This is a genomic window from Devosia sp., assembly GCF_035944845.1.
Taxonomy (GTDB): Bacteria; Pseudomonadota; Alphaproteobacteria; order Rhizobiales; family Devosiaceae; genus Devosia_A.
Window position 1 is genome coordinate 13,873 of sequence record NZ_DASZAW010000006.1, and the last position, 18,866, is coordinate 32,738.

General features: G+C 64.3%; 21 protein-coding genes. 3 read left to right on the top strand and 18 right to left on the bottom strand.

All coding sequences use genetic code 11. The features are described 5' to 3' along the window. Nucleotides 1–89 precede the first annotated feature (89 nt). Together VGV07_RS00930 and VGV07_RS00935 are read right to left on the bottom strand one after the other, a co-directional pair. Nucleotides 90–326, bottom strand: a complete 237-nt coding sequence (locus tag VGV07_RS00930) for a hypothetical protein (protein WP_326866797.1) — start codon at nt 324–326, stop codon at nt 90–92. 105 nt (nt 327–431) lie between these two features. Continuing rightward, a complete protein-coding gene (locus tag VGV07_RS00935; RefSeq protein ID WP_326866798.1) occupies nt 432–797 on the bottom strand; it encodes a hypothetical protein in 366 nt (121 codons plus the stop codon). Nucleotides 798–1,126: 329 nt separating this feature from the next. On the opposite strand from VGV07_RS00935, the gene VGV07_RS00940 reads away from it, so the two are divergent. Continuing rightward, on the top strand, nt 1,127–1,900 hold the full coding sequence (locus tag VGV07_RS00940; protein WP_326866799.1) for an SDR family NAD(P)-dependent oxidoreductase: 774 nt from the start codon (nt 1,127–1,129) through the stop codon (nt 1,898–1,900). Nucleotides 1,901–1,945: 45 nt separating this feature from the next. Here VGV07_RS00940 and VGV07_RS00945 read toward each other — a convergent pair whose 3' ends face one another. The 12 genes from VGV07_RS00945 to coaD form a co-directional block, all read right to left on the bottom strand. Further along, entirely contained in the window at nt 1,946–2,371 is a 426-nt protein-coding gene (locus tag VGV07_RS00945) for a hypothetical protein (protein ID WP_326866800.1), read from the bottom strand. A 119-nt stretch (nt 2,372–2,490) separates the two neighbouring features. Further along, a complete protein-coding gene (gene map / locus VGV07_RS00950) occupies nt 2,491–3,243 on the bottom strand; it encodes a type I methionyl aminopeptidase (protein WP_326866802.1) in 753 nt (250 codons plus the stop codon). Further along, complete coding sequence (locus VGV07_RS00955) at nt 3,240–4,232, bottom strand: aminoglycoside phosphotransferase family protein (protein WP_326866803.1); 993 nt, start codon at nt 4,230–4,232, stop codon at nt 3,240–3,242. The genes map and VGV07_RS00955 overlap by 4 nt, the downstream gene beginning before the upstream one ends. Nucleotides 4,233–4,334: 102 nt before the next feature. Continuing rightward, nucleotides 4,335–5,972 (bottom strand): glucose-6-phosphate isomerase, encoded by a 1,638-nt coding sequence (pgi, locus tag VGV07_RS00960; protein ID WP_326866804.1) that lies wholly within the window; start codon nt 5,970–5,972, stop codon nt 4,335–4,337. A 19-nt stretch (nt 5,973–5,991) separates the two neighbouring features. Beyond that, entirely contained in the window at nt 5,992–7,122 is a 1,131-nt protein-coding gene (gene tgt / locus VGV07_RS00965; protein ID WP_326866805.1) for a tRNA guanosine(34) transglycosylase Tgt, read from the bottom strand. Between the two features lie 144 nt (nt 7,123–7,266). Continuing rightward, nucleotides 7,267–7,557 (bottom strand): GYD domain-containing protein, encoded by a 291-nt coding sequence (locus VGV07_RS00970; RefSeq protein ID WP_326866806.1) that lies wholly within the window; start codon nt 7,555–7,557, stop codon nt 7,267–7,269. A gap of 93 nt (nt 7,558–7,650) precedes the next feature. Continuing rightward, complete coding sequence (locus VGV07_RS00975; RefSeq protein ID WP_326866807.1) at nt 7,651–7,920, bottom strand: hypothetical protein; 270 nt, start codon at nt 7,918–7,920, stop codon at nt 7,651–7,653. A gap of 11 nt (nt 7,921–7,931) precedes the next feature. Beyond that, a complete protein-coding gene (queA, locus tag VGV07_RS00980; RefSeq protein ID WP_326866808.1) occupies nt 7,932–8,984 on the bottom strand; it encodes a tRNA preQ1(34) S-adenosylmethionine ribosyltransferase-isomerase QueA in 1,053 nt (350 codons plus the stop codon). Next, complete coding sequence (locus VGV07_RS00985; RefSeq protein ID WP_326866809.1) at nt 8,984–9,379, bottom strand: hypothetical protein; 396 nt, start codon at nt 9,377–9,379, stop codon at nt 8,984–8,986. Before VGV07_RS00985 ends, queA begins: the two co-directional genes overlap by 1 nt. Further along, nucleotides 9,376–9,852 carry a peptidylprolyl isomerase gene (locus VGV07_RS00990; RefSeq protein WP_055882471.1) on the bottom strand — a complete coding sequence of 159 codons (477 nt, stop codon included), beginning with the start codon at nt 9,850–9,852 and terminating at the stop codon, nt 9,376–9,378. Before VGV07_RS00990 ends, VGV07_RS00985 begins: the two co-directional genes overlap by 4 nt. Nucleotides 9,853–9,866: 14 nt before the next feature. Beyond that, complete coding sequence (locus VGV07_RS00995) at nt 9,867–10,442, bottom strand: peptidylprolyl isomerase (protein ID WP_326866810.1); 576 nt, start codon at nt 10,440–10,442, stop codon at nt 9,867–9,869. Next, nucleotides 10,442–10,930, bottom strand: a complete 489-nt coding sequence (coaD, locus tag VGV07_RS01000) for a pantetheine-phosphate adenylyltransferase (protein WP_326866811.1) — start codon at nt 10,928–10,930, stop codon at nt 10,442–10,444. The genes VGV07_RS00995 and coaD overlap by 1 nt, the downstream gene beginning before the upstream one ends. Before the next feature lie 126 nt (nt 10,931–11,056). Here coaD and VGV07_RS01005 point away from each other — a divergent pair, with 126 nt between their 5' ends. Next, the gene (locus tag VGV07_RS01005; RefSeq protein ID WP_326866812.1) at nt 11,057–11,524 is read left to right on the top strand and encodes a GNAT family protein; all 468 of its coding nucleotides are present in this window, start codon (nt 11,057–11,059) and stop codon (nt 11,522–11,524) included. A gap of 10 nt (nt 11,525–11,534) precedes the next feature. Here the strand turns inward: VGV07_RS01005 and VGV07_RS01010 are convergent, their stop codons facing one another. The 4 genes from VGV07_RS01010 to gyrA form a co-directional block, all read right to left on the bottom strand. Further along, nucleotides 11,535–11,837 (bottom strand): hypothetical protein, encoded by a 303-nt coding sequence (locus tag VGV07_RS01010; RefSeq protein WP_326866813.1) that lies wholly within the window; start codon nt 11,835–11,837, stop codon nt 11,535–11,537. A gap of 98 nt (nt 11,838–11,935) precedes the next feature. After that, a complete protein-coding gene (locus VGV07_RS01015) occupies nt 11,936–12,553 on the bottom strand; it encodes a LysE family translocator (protein ID WP_326866814.1) in 618 nt (205 codons plus the stop codon). Between the two features lie 44 nt (nt 12,554–12,597). Further along, nucleotides 12,598–13,218, bottom strand: a complete 621-nt coding sequence (locus VGV07_RS01020; protein WP_326866815.1) for a LysE family translocator — start codon at nt 13,216–13,218, stop codon at nt 12,598–12,600. A 232-nt stretch (nt 13,219–13,450) separates the two neighbouring features. Beyond that, a complete protein-coding gene (gene gyrA / locus VGV07_RS01025; RefSeq protein WP_414649898.1) occupies nt 13,451–16,216 on the bottom strand; it encodes a DNA gyrase subunit A in 2,766 nt (921 codons plus the stop codon). A 286-nt stretch (nt 16,217–16,502) separates the two neighbouring features. On the opposite strand from gyrA, the gene VGV07_RS01030 reads away from it, so the two are divergent. Continuing rightward, complete coding sequence (locus tag VGV07_RS01030; RefSeq protein ID WP_326866816.1) at nt 16,503–18,800, top strand: efflux RND transporter permease subunit; 2,298 nt, start codon at nt 16,503–16,505, stop codon at nt 18,798–18,800. The last annotated feature ends 66 nt before the right edge of the window (nt 18,801–18,866 follow it).

The window sequence follows — 18,866 nt, forward strand, 5'->3', positions numbered from 1 at the left end:
GGGACCAAACTTGCCGCCCGCGCAGATGGATAGACGGATCCCAGCTTTCGCCGGGATAACGCCGGGTGGTGGGGGCGTGGGTGTGGGACTCAATCGGGCGTCGTCATGCCCGTCGGCACCGGACCTTTCCAGATCAACCGGTGCGAGCCCTGGTCGGTCGGCGCGAACACTTCCGAGCGGCGCCCATCGTCGCCATAGGTCATGGCAATCCGCCGCGCCTGGCTCTGCGCCTCGTCCCGGTTATCGAACGGGCCATAGGCCTTGCCCTCGCAATCGACCCACCACGAGCCCATGCTCTCGATGACGATGAACCAGCAGGTTTTCATTGATGCTCCCCGGCCGTTACAACGGCCACCATCGGTTGCAAGAAGGCGCTTCCAGAAGGGCTGCTGGCCCTTCCAGTCCGAAAGCGCGGCGTAGATTGAAGTGCGTTAGTCCCGGCGTGCACCGGCCATGCGCTGGACCACCGACAGCGGCGCGAACAGCCGGGCGATACGCGCTGCACTGATCCCCTCGTCGAGCTCGGCAAAGGCGGAGATGAGGCCGCGATCCGGACCATCCTCGCGGCGCAGCTCGGCAAACGGCACAGTCGCCTTCACCTGGTGCCAGTTGCGCGCCTCATCGAGTGTGAACGCCACGCTTACGGCAAACTTTTCATCGGCCTCGTCGGGCCCGAAGCGCACCAGGAGGTGACTGCAGCGCTCCTCGTTGCGCGCCATGAACAGGCTCTTCTCGCGCTCGAAGGCGCTGGCGATGTCGTCGTCCAGCAAGGATGGACGGATGGTCAAGGCAGTCATCGGATTGCCCCCCGATCTGCTGCGGATACCAGCAAACGCTAGGGGTTCAGTGTGTTCCCGGCGGGACCGCAATGGGGCGGAAACGCGATAGGTAAACTTCTACGCGTTCGTGCAACCGTTCCACGGTTGAGAGGTTCATTCCCACAGTGACGCCGCGTGTCAATCGGACGCGATGGGCATGGGGAACAAAGCGGTTTTTCCGATTTCCCGCTTTGGCCAACGAAACGGCAGACGAGCCTCTTACCCATCCGCGGCGTCACCGCACCCTGCCAATTGTGGCATCGGCCGCCGTAACGCCATGTTTCATTATGGCTGCTAAGCCATGCAGCATGGCCCAACTCGAATCGAACAGCCCGGCTGCCGGGGCGATGCGCGTGCTGATCCTCGGCGCCAATTCCGGCATCGCCGAAGCCACGGCCCGGCTCTATGCAGCGGAGGGCGTTGCCCTGCTGCTGGTAGGACGCCATGCCAATCGTCTAAACGCCCTCGCCGACCAGCTACGAAAGCTCGGCGCCAGTCGCTGTGAAAGCACCACGCTCGATCTGGTCGCTGCCGATCCGACAACCGAACTGCCGGCACTCGTCGCCCAACTTGGCGGTGTCGACCACCTGCACATCGCCTACGCGATAATGCCCGAGCAGTCGGTGGCTGCCGTCGATCTGGCCGTCGCCGCCCGGATGATGACCACCAACTACACCTCGACAGCACTCTGGTCGCTGGCCGCGGCCAACCTCCTGGAGGCGCAGGGCCATGGCGCCCTGGTGGTGCTCGGTTCGGTGGCCGGCGATCGTGGACGGCGGAAGAACTTCATCTATGCCTCGACCAAGGCGGGCATCGAGACCCTGGTCGAAGGTATCGCCCACCGGTTCGCCGGGAACCCGAAGTTGCGGGCCGTAGTGGTGAAACCCGGACCCACCGCAACGGCAATGACAGCGAGCAGTCCGCCCGGGCGCCGACTGGTTCCCGCCGAAGAGGTGGCACGCCTGGTGCGGCGCGCCGCCGTTCATGGTGGGCCGGTGCAGTATGCGCCACGCCGCTGGCGCCTGATCATGCGCGTGGTGCGCGAACTGCCCTGGTGGCTGTTCCGGCGCATCGACCTCTAGCAATGAAACAGGGGCCGTTCCCGGCCCCTGCTCCAACCTCAGTACTCAGTACCAGTCGTCGTCATCGTAATCGTCGTCTTCCCACACCGGGTAGAGCTTCTTGATCCTGTCGACCAGGCCCGAGCAGCGGTGCACGCGGAACGAGTAGTACCAGTCGTCATAGGCAGCCTCGACACGGACGCGGTTCTTGCCGAGGTGGTCAACGATGTGCACGTCGTCGAAGCCGTAGTTCTGCAGCCCCTTGCGGATCTGCTTGTCGGTCAGGCACCAGTTGAAGAAGTCGTTGGGGCCGAAGTTCTTCTTCTTGAATTGCTGCAGCTGCTTCTGGTCGCCGCCCTGCGGTTTGACGTCGAGCGAGAAGCCCTGCAGCGGGGCAGCCTGGACCGGAACGACGCTCAACGCGGTGCCGGCGAGGACGACGGCAAGAACCGCGGCGCGGCCGGTCTGCCGTAGGGTGTTGAGAACGGTCATTCTGGTAGTCCCTGGGTTGGTTCAGTGCTGCGATCTGCAGCGTTGAATTCACCCTAGCGCACTGATTTTGAACGCGTTTGGAACCGCTCCTTCAGAAACCGTTCAGTGCAGCGCCGCACTTACGCCGCGGTCACCACAATGGCGCCACGACGCGTCGCGACGATGGTGTGCTCGTACTGCACGCAGGGCGCCGGCGGGTCTGCCACCAGCGTCCATTCATCGTCCTCGTCACGCTGCTCGGCCATCCGGCCGCCCAGCGACAGGAACGGCTCCACCGTGAACACCAGCCCCTCGGTGATCACCCGCCGCTCCGACTTGTCGGGCCAGGTGGAAATTTCCCCCGGCTCGTCATGCAGGCTGTCCCCGACGCCATGGCTGGCGAGGTTCTGGATCAGGGTGTAGCGATTCTTTCGCGCGAACGTTCCGATGGCATTGCCGATTCCGGCGAACGGCGCACCGGTCTTCACGGCCCTGATCCCTTCCCACATGGCGCGCTTGCCGTCGCGGCAGAGCGCCACCAGCCGCGGATCGGCCTCCGGCACGATGAACGATGCCCCGGTATCGGCGAATACCCCGTCGAGCTCGGCCGATACGTCGATGTTCACCAGGTCTCCGGCGTTGATCACCCGGCTGCCGGGAATGCCGTGTGCGATCTCCTCGTTCACCGAGATGCAGGTGGCGCCGGGGAAATCATAGGTGATCTCCGGCGCCGAGCGCGCCCCCGCCGCATCGAGGATCCGCCGGCCGATATCGTCGAGTTCCTGCGTAGTGATCCCCGGCGCCAGCGCAGCCGCCATGGCGTCGCGGGCCACCGCACAGATGCGGCCGATGGCCTTGAGTTTTTCGAGCTGGGCTTCGGTGGTGATGGTCAAGTCGTATGAGTCCCGGCTTCCGCCATGTGTGTGAGATCGTCGATCAACGGGTTGTGCTCGCCGTCGCGGATGTAGCCGGTATGCCGCAGCCACATCCACATGGTGACTCGGTGAACCAGTGTGTAGATCCAGAGCGCCGCATCCGGGTTCGAGTGGTCGATCTCGCCATAGCCGGCGCGAATGTGCGGGGTGGAACCCGGTGCGTCATGTTCGGAGCAGAACAGCGCCTTGGCGAGGTCGCATACGGCGTCCGAGGCCCGGGCATTGCCATAGTCGAGCAACCCGGTCAGTTGTAGCCGCCCCGCTGGATCACGCTCACCAAGCAGGTTGTGCGGCTGGAAATCGTCGTGGGCGAAGACCGCGCCGCGGCTTTCGGCGATGACATCGGCATGGGCTGCGAAGATGGCTTCCAGCCGTTGCGCCAGCGCCTCGCCGCCGCCGAAGTGGCGGAACCGGCCGATGCTGTAGGCAAAGCGCCGGTCGAGATATTCGCTATTGGTCGCCGACGGGTCGAGCACGCCCTGCTCGCCGAAGGCGCCATAACCGCCCGGCACCGGCACGGAGTGCAGTTTGCGCAGCATTGTGCCCATCTGCCGATAGAGATCGGCAACGTCCGGCTCGTCCTTGAAGGTCATCACCTGCCTGCCGGGCAGGTAGTTTGCAATCGTGTAGCGAAACGGCAGGCGCGTGCGGCTCTCGTCGGATGCGAGGAAGCGAGTCATCGGCACATCGAGGTTACGCAGCAGCTGCGAGGCGTAGACTTCCTTGCCGGTCGCGTAGGGGAACGCGTCCTTGAACGCCTTGAGCACCAGCGGCGCGCCGTCGGTACGGTCGATGCGGAACGAGCGCGCGCCACCGCCGATAAGCTCAGTCACTGCCGTCGGCACCCCGAGGCCAAGTTCACCGAACAGTGCGGCGATCTTCGCGATGTCGACGTCGACCGGCGGCATCTTGTAGGACGGCTCCGCCACCGCCTCGATTTGTGTCACTTCCCGCGCCCCAGCTTCGCCAGCCCATATTGCGGGCAAGCTACGCTGCACGCCCTGCAACGGGAAGGGAGAATGTAGGGGCGGAAAAGCCCCTTCGCGCCTTCAGCTCTTGAGCTTCAGGTACGCGTCCACCAGCCCCTTGGTGGAGCTGTCATGGGCCGTTGCCTTCTGCGTCCCCTGCACCTTGGGGAGCAACGCCTTGGCCAACTGCTTGCCGAGCTCCACGCCCCACTGGTCGTAAGAATTGACGCCCCAGATCGTCCCCTGCACGAACACCTTGTGCTCGTAGAGGGCGATCAGGCTGCCGAGCCGCTCGGGCGTCAGCTTGGGGTACATCAGGGTGTTCGACGGCCGGTTGCCGGGGAACATCTTGTGCGGGGTCAACTGCTTGATCCGCGCCTTGTCGAGGCCCTGCGCGGTAAGTTCGGCCACCACCTCGTCCTTGGTCTTGCCCAGCATCAGCGCTTCGGACTGCGCCAGCACGTTCGCCACCAGCTTGTCGTGATGGGGCGGCAACTGCTCATGCGGCTGCGCGGCGATCAGGAAGTCCACCGGAATCACGTCGGTGCCCTGGTGGATCAACTGGTAGAACGCGTGCTGGCCATTGGTGCCCGGCTCGCCCCAGATGATCGGCCCGGTGGGATAGTCGACGGGCTTGCCGCTGAGCGTCATCGACTTGCCGTTCGATTCCATGTCCTGCTGCTGCAGGTACGCGGCAAAGCGCGAGAGCCGCTGGTCATAGGGCAGCACCGCGTGGGTCGAGAACCCCCAGGCATTGCGGTACCAGACCCCGAGCACGCCCATGATCACCGGCAGGTTCTTCTCGAGCTTGGTCTTCAGGAAGTGCTGGTCCATCTCGTAGGCGCCGCGCAGCAACGCCTCGAAATTGTCGTAGCCGACGGCGATCGCAACCGGCAGGCCGATCGCCGACCACACCGAGTAGCGTCCGCCGACCCAATCCCAGAAGCCGAAAATCCGGTCCGACTTGATGCCGAAATCGGCGCAGGCCTTCAGGTTGGTCGAGAGCGCCGCGAAATGATCCGGCACCGCCGCTTCACCCAGTGCCTCGGCGATCCAGCCGCGCGCCGTCGCCGCGTTGGTCATGGTCTCGTCGGTGGTGAAGGTCTTCGAGGCGACGATGAACATCGTCCGCTTCGGGTCGAGCCCGCGCAGCACATCATGGATATGCGCGCCGTCGACATTGGAGACGTAGTGCGCCCTGAGGTCGGCGCGCGTATAGGGCGCCAGCGCCAGCGTCACCATGGCCGGGCCGAGATCGGAGCCGCCGATGCCGATATTGACCACATCGGTGAAGCTGTCGCCGCCGGAACCCTTGATCGAACCGTCGCGCACCGCGTCGGAAAAGCCCTTCATCGCCGCCAGCACGCCACGCACTTCGGGCATCACGTCCTTGCCGTCCACCACCACCTTCTTGTCGCCCATGTAGCGCAGCGCCATGTGCTGCACTGCGCGATCCTCGGTGATGTTGATGTGCTCGCCCTTCCACATCGCGTCGCGACGTTCCTCGACCCCGGCGGCGCGCGCCAGTTCGAACAGGGCCGCCATCGCTTTTTCGTCGATGCGGTTCTTCGAATAGTCGAGCAGCAGGTCGCCCGCCTTGGCCGAAAAGGTTTTGAACCGGTTGGGGTCGGCGGCGAACAGCTCGCGCATGGTGGTCTCATCGAGACGCTTGCGCGACTTCATCAGCGGATTGAGGAGGGACTTGCGGGGGGTGGCCATGACGCTGTTCTCCATCAGATTAGACAGCGGCAATATCGCCTGCCGCCCATGTCGCTCGGGTTTGTGCCGCATAATCGGCAAACGTACCAGCCTCGATCGCCGTGCGGGCTCCTATGCAGAGCTGCTGGTAGTAGCTCAGGTTGATCTGGCTCAGGATCATCGCCCCGAGCATTTCCTCGGTGCGGATCAGGTGGTGCAGATAGGCGCGGCCGAAGCGGCGGCAGTTCGGGTTGGGCGACTCCTCGTCGAGCGGCCGCGGATCGTCCCTATGCCGGGCGTTCTTCAGGTTGATGACGCCGAACCGGGTATAGGCATGCCCATGCCGCCCGGCACGGGTCGGATGCACGCAATCGAACATGTCGACGCCGCGCTCGATGCCGCCGAGGATGTCGGCGGGCTTGCCTACCCCCATCAGGTAGCGCGGCTTGTCGGTCGGCAGCTCCGGGGTGATCTCGCCCAGCACGCGGAACATCACCTCCTGCGGCTCGCCCACCGCGAGGCCGCCGATCGAATAGCCGGAAAAGCCGATCGACTTCAGCCCCGCCGCCGAGCGCCCGCGCAATTCGGCATTGTCGCCGCCCTGCACGATGCCGTGCAGCGAGCGGTGCGGCTGGTTGCCGAACGCATCCTTGCTCCGCTGCGCCCAGCGCAGCGACAGTTCCATTGCCCGCTCCATCTCCTTGAACTCGGACGGCAGCGGGATGCACTCGTCGAGCTGCATGATGATGTCGCTGTCGAGCAATGTCTGGATCTCGATCGAGCGCTCCGGCGTCAGTTCATGCGCCGACCCGTCGATATGCGAGCGGAAGGTGACGCCGTGTTCGGTGAGCTTGCGGAGCTTGGCCAGCGACATCACCTGGAAGCCGCCGCTATCGGTGAGGATCGGCCGCTGCCAGTCCATGAAGTCGTGCAGACCGCCCAGCGCCGCGACGCGTTCGGCGCCGGGGCGCAGCATCAGGTGGTATGTATTGCCCAAGAGGATGTCCGCGCCGGTCTCGCGCACCTGTTCGGGATACATCGCCTTGACGGTGCCCACCGTACCCACGGGCATGAAGGCCGGCGTCTGTACGTCGCCGCGCCACGTGTCGATCCGGCCACGGCGGGCCATGCCATCGGTGGCGATGAGGGTGAAGGAGTAATCGGATTTCATGGCCGGCTACTTAGCCGTCCGATCGTCTCCTGTCACCCCGCGGCGAGGCGAAGCCTCGTCCGTCCGCGGCGAGCCCTTGCTCGTCCGTCCGCGGCGAGGCAAAGCCTCATCCGCTAGCGGCGAGCCCTTGCCTTCGCGCGGTAGTCAGACCGCGGCCGTGATCTGGCGGTACTGGCTTTCGTCAAAAGCCTTCAGCGTCGTCCCGCGGACATTGCCGAGCGCCGACGCCCTGAGGATGAACGTCGCTATTGCTTCATCGCTCGGCGCGTCGGCGACGATCAGTTGATCGTACTGCCCGAACGTCATGTACACGGCCTCAAACGTGATCCCGGCCTGTTTGGCCGCTGCTTTGGCCGCATCGTAGCGGCCGGCCGACTCCTTGATTGTCTTGATGCCCTGGTCTGTCCAGTTGAGCAACATGATGTACTTGGACATACGACGCTCCTCCCTGTTGGCGAGGAATATTTTCTCTCGCCACAGCAGAATATCCCTGCCGTGAGCCGGCAGCAAACGACATGATGTCTTTCGCTACACACCGAACTCCTTGGTGCTGCGTGGCGCGTCCGGCCGTTGTTCGTCCAGCGACTGCCTGTAGCGGATGCAGCCGCGCATGAATTGCGGCCACTCCGGCACCATGATCTGCGGATCGGTTCTTTCCGGCAGCAGGTTCCACAGCTGTGGATGGTGCCAGCAGAGCCCATGCATCGTGCTGTCGCGGTGTTCGCGGATACCGGCTCGGAGCCTCTTCACCTCGGCACTCAGCGCAACACGGTCCATTGCATCGAGATCATCGTCCATTCGCTCTCTCCTCAGGCGCGAAACAACAGCGATGCATCTCCATACGAATAGAACCGATATCCGTTCCCGATGGCGTGCGCATAGGCGGCGCGCATGGTGTCGAGCCCGGCAAAGGCGCTGACCAGCATGAACAGCGTCGAGCGCGGCAGGTGGAAGTTGGTCATCAGCATGTCCACCGCGTTGAAGCGGTAGCCCGGGGTGATGAAGATGTCGGTATCGCCGACGAACGGTTGCAGGGTGCCGGTTGCCCGCGCTGCGGTCTCGAGCAACCTGAGGCTCGTCGTCCCCACTGCAATCACTCGTCCGCCCTTTGCCTTGGCGGCGAGAATGCGCTCCACCACCGCCGCGGGGATATCGCCCCACTCGGCGTGCATCACGTGGTCGTCGGTGTCATCGACCTTCACCGGCAGGAACGTCCCTGCCCCCACATGCAACGTCACCCGCTCGACGCTGACGCCCAGATCCGCCAGTTGCTGCAGCAGGCCCTCTGTGAAGTGCAGCCCGGCCGTCGGCGCCGCCACCGCCCCGTCGCGGGCCGCATAGACCGTCTGGTAGTCCGACTTGTCGCGCTCTTCGGTGTGGCGCTTGGCCTCGATATAGGGCGGCAGCGGCATGGCGCCGTGCGCCTTGATCGCCTCGTCGAGTTGCGCCCCGCCGAGGTCGAACGCCAGCGTGATCTCGCCGGTGTCTCCCTTGCCGGTCACGGTGGCGGCAATCGAGCCATTGTCGCCCAGTTCCAGCCGGTCGAGCAGGTGCAGTTTCTTGGCCGGTCGGGCGAAGGCCCGCCAGGTGTTTGCGTCCACCCGCTTATGCAGGTTGAAGCTGACATTGGCACGCAGGTCGCCACGAATACGGGTGCCGGTGAGCTCGGCCGGCAGCACGCGGGTGTCGTTCACCACCAGCACGTCGCCGGCGCGCAGCAGGCGCGACAGGTCGGTTACCCGGCCATCCTCCAGCGGCTCGCCCGGCCGCACGATGAGCATGCGGGCAGAATCCCTGGGCTCGACGGGGTGGAGCGCGATGCTCTCGCCGGGAAGTTCGAAGTCGAAGTCGTCGACACGCATCAGGGGCCGGTGCAGCTCACCGCCCAGGCGCCATAGCCCGGGATGCGGAGCGTGCCGCCATAGACCATCGCGTCGGCTTCGGTTGCCTTGAACAGGCGCAACTCGGCGACCTTGGCCGCCATGTTCTCATCGACCGCGTCGATCAGGATGGTATCGGCAGTCTCGAAGGCCTGCCCCACCGCAACCGGATCGCCAGGGCCATAGGCTGCGCTGCTGGCCCACACCTTCTCGCCGGTCGAGACATTGAGGCCCGCGATCGACAGGAAGTCGACCGAGCCGACGAGGAAATCGAACGTCGCCGCGCCATCCGGCGCGACGCAGTTCACCCACTCCGTCGCCAGCGACGGGGTGGCGAGGCCGCAAAGGCTTACGGCGATTGCGGCCAGCCTGATCATTCGGCGATATCCGCCGCGACCTTCACCGAAACCATCGAGTCCGGATCACGCACCGGCTCACCGCGCTTGATCTGGTCGACGTTTTCCATGCCTTCGATCACCTTGCCCCACACCGTGTACTGACGGTCGAGGAAGCGTGCATCGTTGAACACGATGAAGAACTGCGAGTTGGCGCTGTCCGGGTTCTGGGCGCGCGCCATCGACGCCACACCGCGGACGTGCGGCTCGGCGTTGAACTCCTGCTTCAGGTTCGGGTACTTCGACGAGCCCGTGCCAGTGCCGGTCGGATCGCCGGTCTGCGCCATGAAGCCATCGATCACGCGGTGGAAGACGATGCCGTCGTAAAAGCCTTCGCGCGCCAGCTTCTTGATGTGCGCGACATGGTTCGGGGCCAGGTCAGGGCGCATGGCAATGACCACCTTGCCCTTGGTGGTTTCGATGACGAGGGTGTTCTCGGGATCGGCATAAGCCATCTGATGGGCCTTCCTTACTTGTATTCGATTTTGGCGGAGATGATCTTGTCGGGGTCCTGGACCGGCTGGTCCCCGGCGCCCTTCTTGATCTTGTCGACGAACTCCATTCCCGAAACCACCTTGCCCCAGATGGTGTACTGGCCATCGAGGTGCGGTGCGTCGGCGAACATGATGAAGAACTGCGAGTTGGCGCTGTTCGGATCACTGGAGCGGGCAGCGGCGACGACGCCACGGGTAAAATGCTCCGCATTGGTGAACTCGGCAGCGAGGTCCGGCAGGTCCGAACCGCCCATGCCGGTGCCGGTCGGGTCACCGCCCTGCGCCATGAAGCCGTCGATGACGCGATGGAAGACGATGCCGTTGTAGAAGCCCTTCTCGGTGAGCTCGATCACCCGCTTCACATGGCCAGGCGCAAGGTCGGGCCGAAGCTCGATGTCGACGACGCCGTCCTTGAGCTCGAGGATCCAGTGGGGCTTGCCCTCCTGGGCCTTGGCGGCCTGTGGAGCAGCAATCGATACGGTGAAGAAGGCGGCGACCGCCGCGAGGAGAATGCCGAGGATGATGCCGGCGCGCTTGATGGGATCGGTCATTATTTCTTCAGTGCCTTCAGGACGATGGGCGGGACAAAGGCGCTGATGTCGCCTCCGAGCTCGGCGATCTGACGCACGAGCGTGGCCGAGATGTGGCGGACATGCGGGCTGGATGGCAAGAAGACCGTTTGCAGGTCCGGCGCCATCTGGGCATTCATGCCCACCATCTGCATCTCGAAATTGTAGTCGGTGGTGTCGCGCAGGCCGCGGATGATCAGCTTGGCGCCGGCGGCGCGGGCTGCATTGACCATCAGGCCCGAGAAATCGACGAACTGGAACTCGGTCTCGGTGCGCTTGCCGATCGGCTCGAGCACGGCGCGCAGCAACGCCACGCGATCCTCGTGACTGAACAGCGGCTTCTTCGAATGGTGGGTTCCCACCGCGATCACCAGCGTATCGACCAGCTTGCAGGCCCGCTCGATCACGTCGAGGTGGCCATTGGTCAAGGGATCGAAGGAGCCGGGATAGAAGCCGACTAGTCTGGCCATGGCGGAGCGCCCTCCCCGTTGTTGTTGCGGCGGGTTTTGTCACGGCAAACCAACTATGGCAAGCCGGGCGCGGGAGACATCAGTACGGGGGCGCTATACTGTCGATCCGGTTGCCGGGGGCCTGATATGACCGAGATCACCTTCCATCCGCTGTCGGAGATCCCACCGCCCGAGTTGCTTGCGCTCCTCACCGACCCCAATGTCCGCCGCCATATGCCGCTCGCCGGGGACGACTGGAACGCCGACAGCGCCGCCGAATGGGCGCGCGCCAAGGACGCGCAATGGCAGGAAAACGGCTACGGCCCATGGGCCATCCGCATCGATGGCGGGTTCGCCGGCTGGGGTGGCTTCCAGAAGGAAGGCGACGAGGCTGACCTCGGCCTGGTGCTGTTCCCCGGCCAGTGGGGGCACGGCGCGGCGATCTTCCGAGAGCTGGTCCGGCGCGGCACAGAACTGCAGGTCCGCAACGTCACCATCATGTTGCCGCCAAGCCGCGTGCGGCTGAAGGGTCTGGTTCGCCTGGGCTTCGAGCCGGCCGGCGAGCTGGACTATGCCGGCCAGCGCTTCCTCAAGTTTCGGCGCAGCGGAAGCTGACGCGCACTTGTCATCCCTGCGGCAGCGCCGCAGCCCGGATCAGCCCGATGGAGTTGCCGATGCAGTCAAGGGCGCTGGCCAGGGCTTCATCTATCTCGTGCGCCGCGAGCTCGAACTCCTCCATATAGTCCGCCAGCGGCAGCTCCAGCGTCCGTTCCAGCATCCGCACTACGGCCTGTTGGGCATTTTCGACGGGAAGATGCACACCCGAGGAGAAGTAAACCGCGAGGTCGGCGGCCAGCGCCTCCATTGCCCGTCCATAGGCGACCTCCGCCGCCAATCGCACCCTGGCGGAGACTGCTGCAACGACCATGCGAATCCGTCCATCGTTTCTGTTCGGTTTCGTGCGTAACCGCAATGTATCGCGTTGGGCAGCCCGGAAACCCGTTTCTTCAATCACATCTGCTGACGCTAGTGATGCTGCAACACCAACCAGATGGCAGCGCCGATCAGAATCACTCCGGCGATGCGGTTGACCAGCAGCATCCGCTCCTCCCCCAGCGCCCCACGCGCCCGGGCGGCGAGGTAGATATAGACGCCGTCGGTGATCAGCCCGGCCGCCATCTCGATCAGCCCGAGCACGATCACCTGTGGCCAGGCGGGATGTGCCGGGTTGACGAACTGCGGCAGGAACGCCCCGAAAAAGATCAGCGCCTTGGGGTTGCTCCACAGGACGAAGAAGCCTGCCGCCGCTTGCTGCAGCGGTGAACGCGCGGAGGTCGGCCTATCGGTGGCAATGGCATGCCGGCTGGTGATGTAGCCCCAGCCGATCCAGATCAGATACGCCGCCCCGGCATACTTGATGATATCGAATGCCGCGCCGACGAAACCGGTGACCGCCTCGAGCGCCAGCGCCACCACCAGCACCATGGTGAAGCGCCCCACCTGCACCCCCGCCTCCATCCAGAGACCGGCCGCCATGCCACGCGCCAGCGACGTGCTGACCAACGCCGACACGGTGACGCCGGGGACGATCACCACGACGAAGGCGGCAATGATGAAGGATATGAGGATCGGTAGGTCGGGCATGGCGGCGCTGACCTAGCACCGCCATGTCGATTGAGACAGTCCCGTCAGCTGCGCTTCTGGAACGCCAGCCACACGCCGCCTATCATCAGGATGACGCCAGACACCCGGTTCATCATCCGCACCCGCGCAGTGGTCAGCAACTGCCGGGCGCTGCCGGCGATGACGGCGTAGACGCAGTCCGAAGCCGTGGCGACAGCCATCACGATCAGCCCGAGCACCATGATCTGCTCGAACGCCGGGCGGCTCATGTCGACGAACTGCGGCAGGAACGCCCCGAGGAACAGCAGCGTCTTGGGGTTGGACCAGTTGATCAACGCCCCCTGCCAGAGATAGCGGCCAAGCGGCAGCTTTTCGCCCGGCGTGCCCATCTCGAGCTTGCCCGACGAGGTGAACATCTTGAAGCCGATCCACACCAGGTAGGCCGCGCCGACGAACTTGATGATGGTGAACGCCTCCGACACCAGCGTCATTACCGCGTCGAGCCCGACCGCGACGATGAACACCATTGTGAGCATGGCGATCTCGGTGCCGAGGATGGTCAGGAGCCCTGCCTTGGTCCCCCGCGCCAGCGAGTTGGCGACGACCACGGTGACCGATGGTCCGGGCACGATGGCGAACAGCAGGCAGGCGGCGATATAGGGTAAAAGGATAGCAGTATCGATCATCTGGAACTCCGGATCAGTCGGGTGGGCTGCCGGGCTCCAGCCAGCCACAGGACGTGCTCAGCCGCAAGAGGGCTTGCAACAGGCACACCCGCAATCACCATATCCGCCATTTTCGCGGATACTGCAACATACTTCCGCAATTTTCACGACAATCTTGGGGAACTAGGTCTCCATCAGAGAACAAAAACGGGCGGCAGTTGCCGCCCGTTGTTTGATCGAAGCAATGTCACCGTCAGGCGGCGCTGTCGTCGCCGGGCTCCTCAGCCTCGGGCTCGGCGTCCTCGCCTTCGGGCTCGCTGATCCGCTCGACCGACACCACCTTCTCGCCATCGGCGGTGTTGAACACCGTTACGCCCTGCGAAGAGCGGCCAACGATGCGAATGCGGTTATCCGGACCGGCATCGACCGGCACGCGGATCACCTGGCCGCCATTGGTCACCAGCATGATCTGGTCGCCATCTTCCACCGGGAACGAGCCGATCAGCGGGCCGTTGCGCTTGTTCACCGCCATGGCGACGATGCCTTTGCCGCCGCGCCCGGTGATCCGGTACTCGTGGCTGGAGGTGCGCTTGCCGTAGCCGTTTTCCGAGATGGTCAGGATGAACTGCTCCGCCGCCGACATGGCCGCATAGCGTTCCTGGCTCAGCTCGCCTGCCGGCACCGCATCCTCGGCATCATCCGAGGTTTCCTCGCTCTCGCCTTCGCCACGCACCGCGCGGCTCATCTTCAGATAGGCGGCGCGCTCCGAAGAGTCGGCGTCGAAGTGATGGATAATCGCCATCGAGATGATGCGATCGCCCTCGCCCAGGCTGATACCGCGCACGCCGGTGGAGTCACGGCCCTTGAACACGCGGACCTCGTCCACCTGGAAGCGGATCGCCTGGCCCAGCGCCGTGGTCAGCAGCACGTCGTCATTGGCCGTGCAGGTGGCGACATCGACGATGCCGTCGCCTTCATCGAGCTTCATGGCGATCTTGCCGTTCTTGTTGATCTCGACGAAGTCGGCCAGCGAGTTGCGGCGCACCGTGCCGCGGATGGTCGAGAACATCACATCGAGCTGCTGCCAGCTGCTCTCGTCCTCGGGCAGCGGCATGATCGAGGTGATGCGCTCGCCCGGATCGAGCGGCAGCATGTTGATCAGCGCCTTGCCGCGGGTCTGCGGCTCGCCGATCGGCAGGCGCCACACTTTCATCTTGTAGACCTGCCCGGCCGACGAGAAGAACAGCACCGGCGTATGGGTGTTGGCGATGAACAGCCGCGAGACGAAATCTTCGTCGCGCGTCGCCATGCCCGAGCGCCCCTTGCCGCCGCGGCGCTGCGCCCGGTAGGCGTTGAGCGGCACGCGCTTGATATAGCCGCCATGGGTCACGGTGACGACCATGTCCTCGCGGGCGATCAGGTCTTCGTCCTCGAAGTCGCCGGCTGCCTCGTCGATGACGGTCAGCCGCGGCGTGTTGAACTGCTCCTTGATCTCGGTCAGCTCGTTCCGAACGATCTCCATCACCCGCTCGCGTGAGCGCAGGATGCTCAGATACTCCGAGATATCTCCGCCGAGCCCGTTCAACTCGTCGCCGATCTCGTTGACACCCAGCGCCGTGAGCCGGCTCAGCGTGAGCGCCAGGATGGCGCGGGCCTGCTCGTCGCTCAGCTTGAACGTGCCGTCCTCGTTTATCCGGTGGCGCGGATCGTCGATCAGCGCGATCAGCGGCGCCACGTCGCGAGCCGGCCAATCGCGCGCCATCAGGCGCTCTCGGGCGGTCGTCGGGTCGGGCGAGGTGCGGATCAGCGCGATCACTTCCTCGACGTTGGCCACCGCCACAGCGAGGCCAACGAGGATATGGGCGCGGTCGCGCGCCTTGTTGAGCAGGAACCGGGTGCGACGGGTAACGACTTCCTCGCGGAACTCGAGGAACGCCACCAGCATCTGCTTGAGGCTCATCAGCTCCGGCTTGCCGCCGTTCAGCGCCACGAAGTTGCAGCCGAACGAGCCCTGCAACGGGGTGAAGCGATAGAGCTGGTTCAGCACCACGTCCGCCACCGCGTCGCGCTTCAGTTCGATGACCACGCGCATGCCGGTGCGGTCGGATTCGTCGCGAATGTCCGAGATGCCCTCGATGCGCTTGTCGCGCACCAGTTCGGCCATCTTTTCGATCATCGTCGCCTTGTTCACCTGATACGGGATCTCGGTGATGATGATCGCCTCGCGCTCCTTGCGCATCTCCTCGGTGTGGGCCTTGCCACGAATGAGGATGGCGCCGCGCCCGGTCTCATAAGCCTGGCGTATGCCGGAGCGGCCGAGGATGATGGCGCCGGTCGGGAAATCCGGCCCCGGCAACACGGTCATCAGTTCCTCGGTGATCGCACCGGGGTTGTCCATCAGCATCAGGACGGCGTCGATCACCTCGCCCAGGTTGTGGGTCGGAATGTTGGTCGCCATACCCACGGCAATACCGCTGCCGCCATTGACCAGCAGGTTCGGAAACCGCGCCGGCAACACCGTCGGCTCGCGCTCGGAGGCGTCGTAGTTGTCCTTGAAGTCGACCGTATCCTTGTCGATGTCATCGAGCAGGCTGTCGGTCACCTTCTCCATGCGCACTTCGGTGTAGCGCATGGCAGCCGGCATATCGCCGTCGACCGAGCCGAAATTGCCCTGCCCGTCGATCAGCGTCACGCGGAGCGAGAACTCCTGCGCCATGCGCACCAACGAGAAGTACACCGCGTCGTTCGAGTGCGGGTGGTACTTACCGATCACGTCGCCGACCACGCGCGCCGACTTGCGGTGCGGCCGGTTCCACACATAGCCCTGCTCGTGCATGGAATAGAGAATGCGCCGGTGCACCGGCTTCAGCCCGTCGCGCACGTCGGGCAGCGCCCGGCTCACAATCACGCTCATCGCGTAACTGAGATAGGACTCGCGCATCTCGTCGCTGATCGAAATCGGAGCGATGTCGGAGGGAAGCGGCGCTGCGCCGTTCGGATCGTCGGTCTTGTCTGCCACGGGGCCGTTTTCGAGATATGAAACCTGAGGGAAGCTTTAGGCGATTCCCGTTCCGAAGACCAACCGGCGCGGGAGTGCCGGCAAGGATGTCCACGGTATTGGCAACGGGCGTCACGCTGCGCGTCATAGTAAGGTGACGTGGGTTTGCGGCAACTTTGGGCCGGAATCACCCGGCCACGCCACATCCGTGAGGTGCTGCGCCGCTCAAACGGCTGGACGCATCGACCATGAATCCGTAGTAATCCGCGCCTGACGCGGGGCGCCACCGTCTTAGGGAACGAGTCTATTGTCGAAGAATACACTGCTGGGCCGACTGTGGAACTGGGCTTTCGGGCATGATCGTTCCATTGGCTTCGGGCTTGAAACGCTCGGCCACATCACGCTGAAGCATCCGCGTGTTATCGCGGCCTTCGTGTTGCTGATGACTGTGTTCTGCATTGCGCAGATGCCGCGCGCCAGTGTCGACGGCGACATGCTCCGGGTCTTCGCGCATTCCGGCGAAGAGTACGATCACTACGAGCATCTCGCCGATACCTTCGGCACCTTCGAGAACGACATCTACCTCCTCGTCAATTCGCCCAGTCTCACCAACCCCGAGACCATAGAGACGATCCGCGCCATGGCGCTGGATATTTCGAACAGCGAATACATCAGCGGGACGATGTCGGCGTTCACGCTTCGCGTTCCGGCTCCCGACGGCACCACCCTGCCCGCCGTTCCTGAAGGCATGCAGACGCCCGAGGAGGTCAGCAAGGCGCTGACCGACCTCTACAACAACGACCCGATGATGAAGAACCTGATCAACCCGGACCTGTCCGGCGTGGTCATCATCGTGTTCCCCAACCCCGAGATGACCAAGGGCGGCGGCACCCGCGCCATGATCGACGACCTGCGCTCGCTGGTCAAAGATTACGAGTCGGATCAGGTCAAGGTCGAGCTAACCGGTCCGCCGATCTGGACCAGCGAGATGCTCAACGCCGCGGTCGACGACCAGATCACCTTCACGGTCTACGGCTTCGTGCTCGGCGCATTGATCGCGCTGCTCTCGCTCCGCTCCTTCTGGGGCGCCGTGCTGGTCGCCGCGACGCCGTTCATCGCCGTGATCTGGGTGATGGGGTCGATCATTGCGCTGTTCGGCTCGTTCTCCTTCCTCACCATCATCGTCACCACGATCGTCCTGGTGATCGCCTTCGCCGAGAGCCTGTTCTTCATCTTCAACTGGCTCGCCTACTGGCGGGAAGGCATGGATCCCTACAAGGCGGTCGACGAGACGGTGCGGGTCGTCGGCCCGGCCAGCGCGCTCACCATGCTGACGACGCTGGTGTCGTTCGCCTCGCTGTCGCTGACCGCCGGTCAGGGCATCCAGGAATTCTCCATGGCGGGCACGCTGGCCTCGCTGATCAACTTCATCTGCCTGATGACGTTCCTGCCGCTGATCCTGAAGCTCGCCGTGCGGCTGGGCTTCAAGGCGCCCAAGCCGAGCTACGCCATCACCGCACCGATTCCGCTGGCCTGGTTCGTGGCGTCGAAACTTGGTCGGCCGCTTGCGGCCATCGCCATCGTCCTCACCGGCCTGCTGCTGATCCCCTACGGGCTGATCCAGCCACGCTTTTCGTTCGAAGATTTCATGGCCAAGAACTCGACCGCCCTGACCGCGGCCGAGCAGATCGACGCGGGCGTCGGCGGCGTGGCCCCGCTCTATGTCAACGTGCCGCTCGATGAAGGCATCGCCGATGTCGGCGACAAAGACTTCGAGAAGGTCAAGAAGGTTCACCAGATCGTCGAAAAGCACCTCGGCGTGAACAAGGTGATCTCGGCTGCGGCGTTCACCCACTATGCCGAATCCGGCTTTACCCGCGAACAGATCTTCAACGCCGTGGGCGACCTGCGCGGCCGTTTCGTCACCCCCGACGGTACGCGCGCCCTGGTCACCGGCTTCATGCCGACGATCATTTCGTCCGAAGAGCTGGTGAAGCTGAAGGAAGGCATCGAGGCCGACATCAAGGCCGCGGGTATCGACGGCGCCGAAGTCGGCGGCTTCCGGGTGATGACCACCTACGCCACCGACAACATCGTGCGCGGCCTGCAGCTCGACCTGACCCTGTCGGTAATCGTCAACCTGTTCCTCATCGGCTGGGCTTTCCGCTCGTTGCGTGTGGCCGTGGCGGCGGCCATCCCCAACCTCTTTCCGGTGCTTGGCACCGAGGCCTGGCTCTACTTCTCGGGGTCGGGGCTACAGCTGACCACGGTGCTGGCGCTCACCATCGCCTTCGGTATCGCCGTCGACGACACCACCCACTTCCTGTCGCACTATCTGCATTCACGGCGCGAAGAAGGTCGTTCGCACCTCGACGCTATCCATCACACGATGGAGCGCATTGGCGGCGCCATTATTGCCGCCACGCTGATCCTATGCTCGGGCATGGCAATCGTCATGTTCTCGGCGCTGCCGCAAGTTGCCTTGTTCGGTACGCTGTTTGTGATAACTCTCGGCTTTGCAGTAATCGGAGATGTGTTCATTCTGCCGGCTCTGCTGGTCGCCGGGGGGCGATTCTTTCATCCGCTTGGAGGCGTTAAGAAATGAAGCTCTTCGGACCCCTGCCGCGCATCGTCGCGCTCGCTGGTCTGCTGGCCGTCACCCCCATGGCCG

What these genes read in the sequence shown, in the direction of transcription:
- VGV07_RS00930 (WP_326866797.1), bottom strand. Translation starts at nt 326, where the DNA reads ATGAAAACCTGCTGGTTCATCGTCATCGAGAGCATGGGCTCGTGGTGG.
- VGV07_RS00935 (WP_326866798.1), bottom strand. Translation starts at nt 797, where the DNA reads ATGACTGCCTTGACCATCCGTCCATCCTTGCTGGACGACGACATCGCC.
- VGV07_RS00940 (WP_326866799.1), top strand. Translation starts at nt 1,127, where the DNA reads ATGGCCCAACTCGAATCGAACAGCCCGGCTGCCGGGGCGATGCGCGTG.
- VGV07_RS00945 (WP_326866800.1), bottom strand. Translation starts at nt 2,371, where the DNA reads ATGACCGTTCTCAACACCCTACGGCAGACCGGCCGCGCCGCGGTTCTT.
- pgi (WP_326866804.1), bottom strand. Translation starts at nt 5,972, where the DNA reads ATGGCCACCCCCCGCAAGTCCCTCCTCAATCCGCTGATGAAGTCGCGC.
- tgt (WP_326866805.1), bottom strand. Translation starts at nt 7,122, where the DNA reads ATGAAATCCGATTACTCCTTCACCCTCATCGCCACCGATGGCATGGCC.
- VGV07_RS00970 (WP_326866806.1), bottom strand. Translation starts at nt 7,557, where the DNA reads ATGTCCAAGTACATCATGTTGCTCAACTGGACAGACCAGGGCATCAAG.
- VGV07_RS00975 (WP_326866807.1), bottom strand. Translation starts at nt 7,920, where the DNA reads ATGGACGATGATCTCGATGCAATGGACCGTGTTGCGCTGAGTGCCGAG.
- queA (WP_326866808.1), bottom strand. Translation starts at nt 8,984, where the DNA reads ATGCGTGTCGACGACTTCGACTTCGAACTTCCCGGCGAGAGCATCGCG.
- VGV07_RS00985 (WP_326866809.1), bottom strand. Translation starts at nt 9,379, where the DNA reads ATGATCAGGCTGGCCGCAATCGCCGTAAGCCTTTGCGGCCTCGCCACC.
- VGV07_RS00990 (WP_055882471.1), bottom strand. Translation starts at nt 9,852, where the DNA reads ATGGCTTATGCCGATCCCGAGAACACCCTCGTCATCGAAACCACCAAG.
- VGV07_RS00995 (WP_326866810.1), bottom strand. Translation starts at nt 10,442, where the DNA reads ATGACCGATCCCATCAAGCGCGCCGGCATCATCCTCGGCATTCTCCTC.
- coaD (WP_326866811.1), bottom strand. Translation starts at nt 10,930, where the DNA reads ATGGCCAGACTAGTCGGCTTCTATCCCGGCTCCTTCGATCCCTTGACC.
- VGV07_RS01005 (WP_326866812.1), top strand. Translation starts at nt 11,057, where the DNA reads ATGACCGAGATCACCTTCCATCCGCTGTCGGAGATCCCACCGCCCGAG.
- VGV07_RS01010 (WP_326866813.1), bottom strand. Translation starts at nt 11,837, where the DNA reads ATGGTCGTTGCAGCAGTCTCCGCCAGGGTGCGATTGGCGGCGGAGGTC.
- VGV07_RS01015 (WP_326866814.1), bottom strand. Translation starts at nt 12,553, where the DNA reads ATGCCCGACCTACCGATCCTCATATCCTTCATCATTGCCGCCTTCGTC.
- VGV07_RS01020 (WP_326866815.1), bottom strand. Translation starts at nt 13,218, where the DNA reads ATGATCGATACTGCTATCCTTTTACCCTATATCGCCGCCTGCCTGCTG.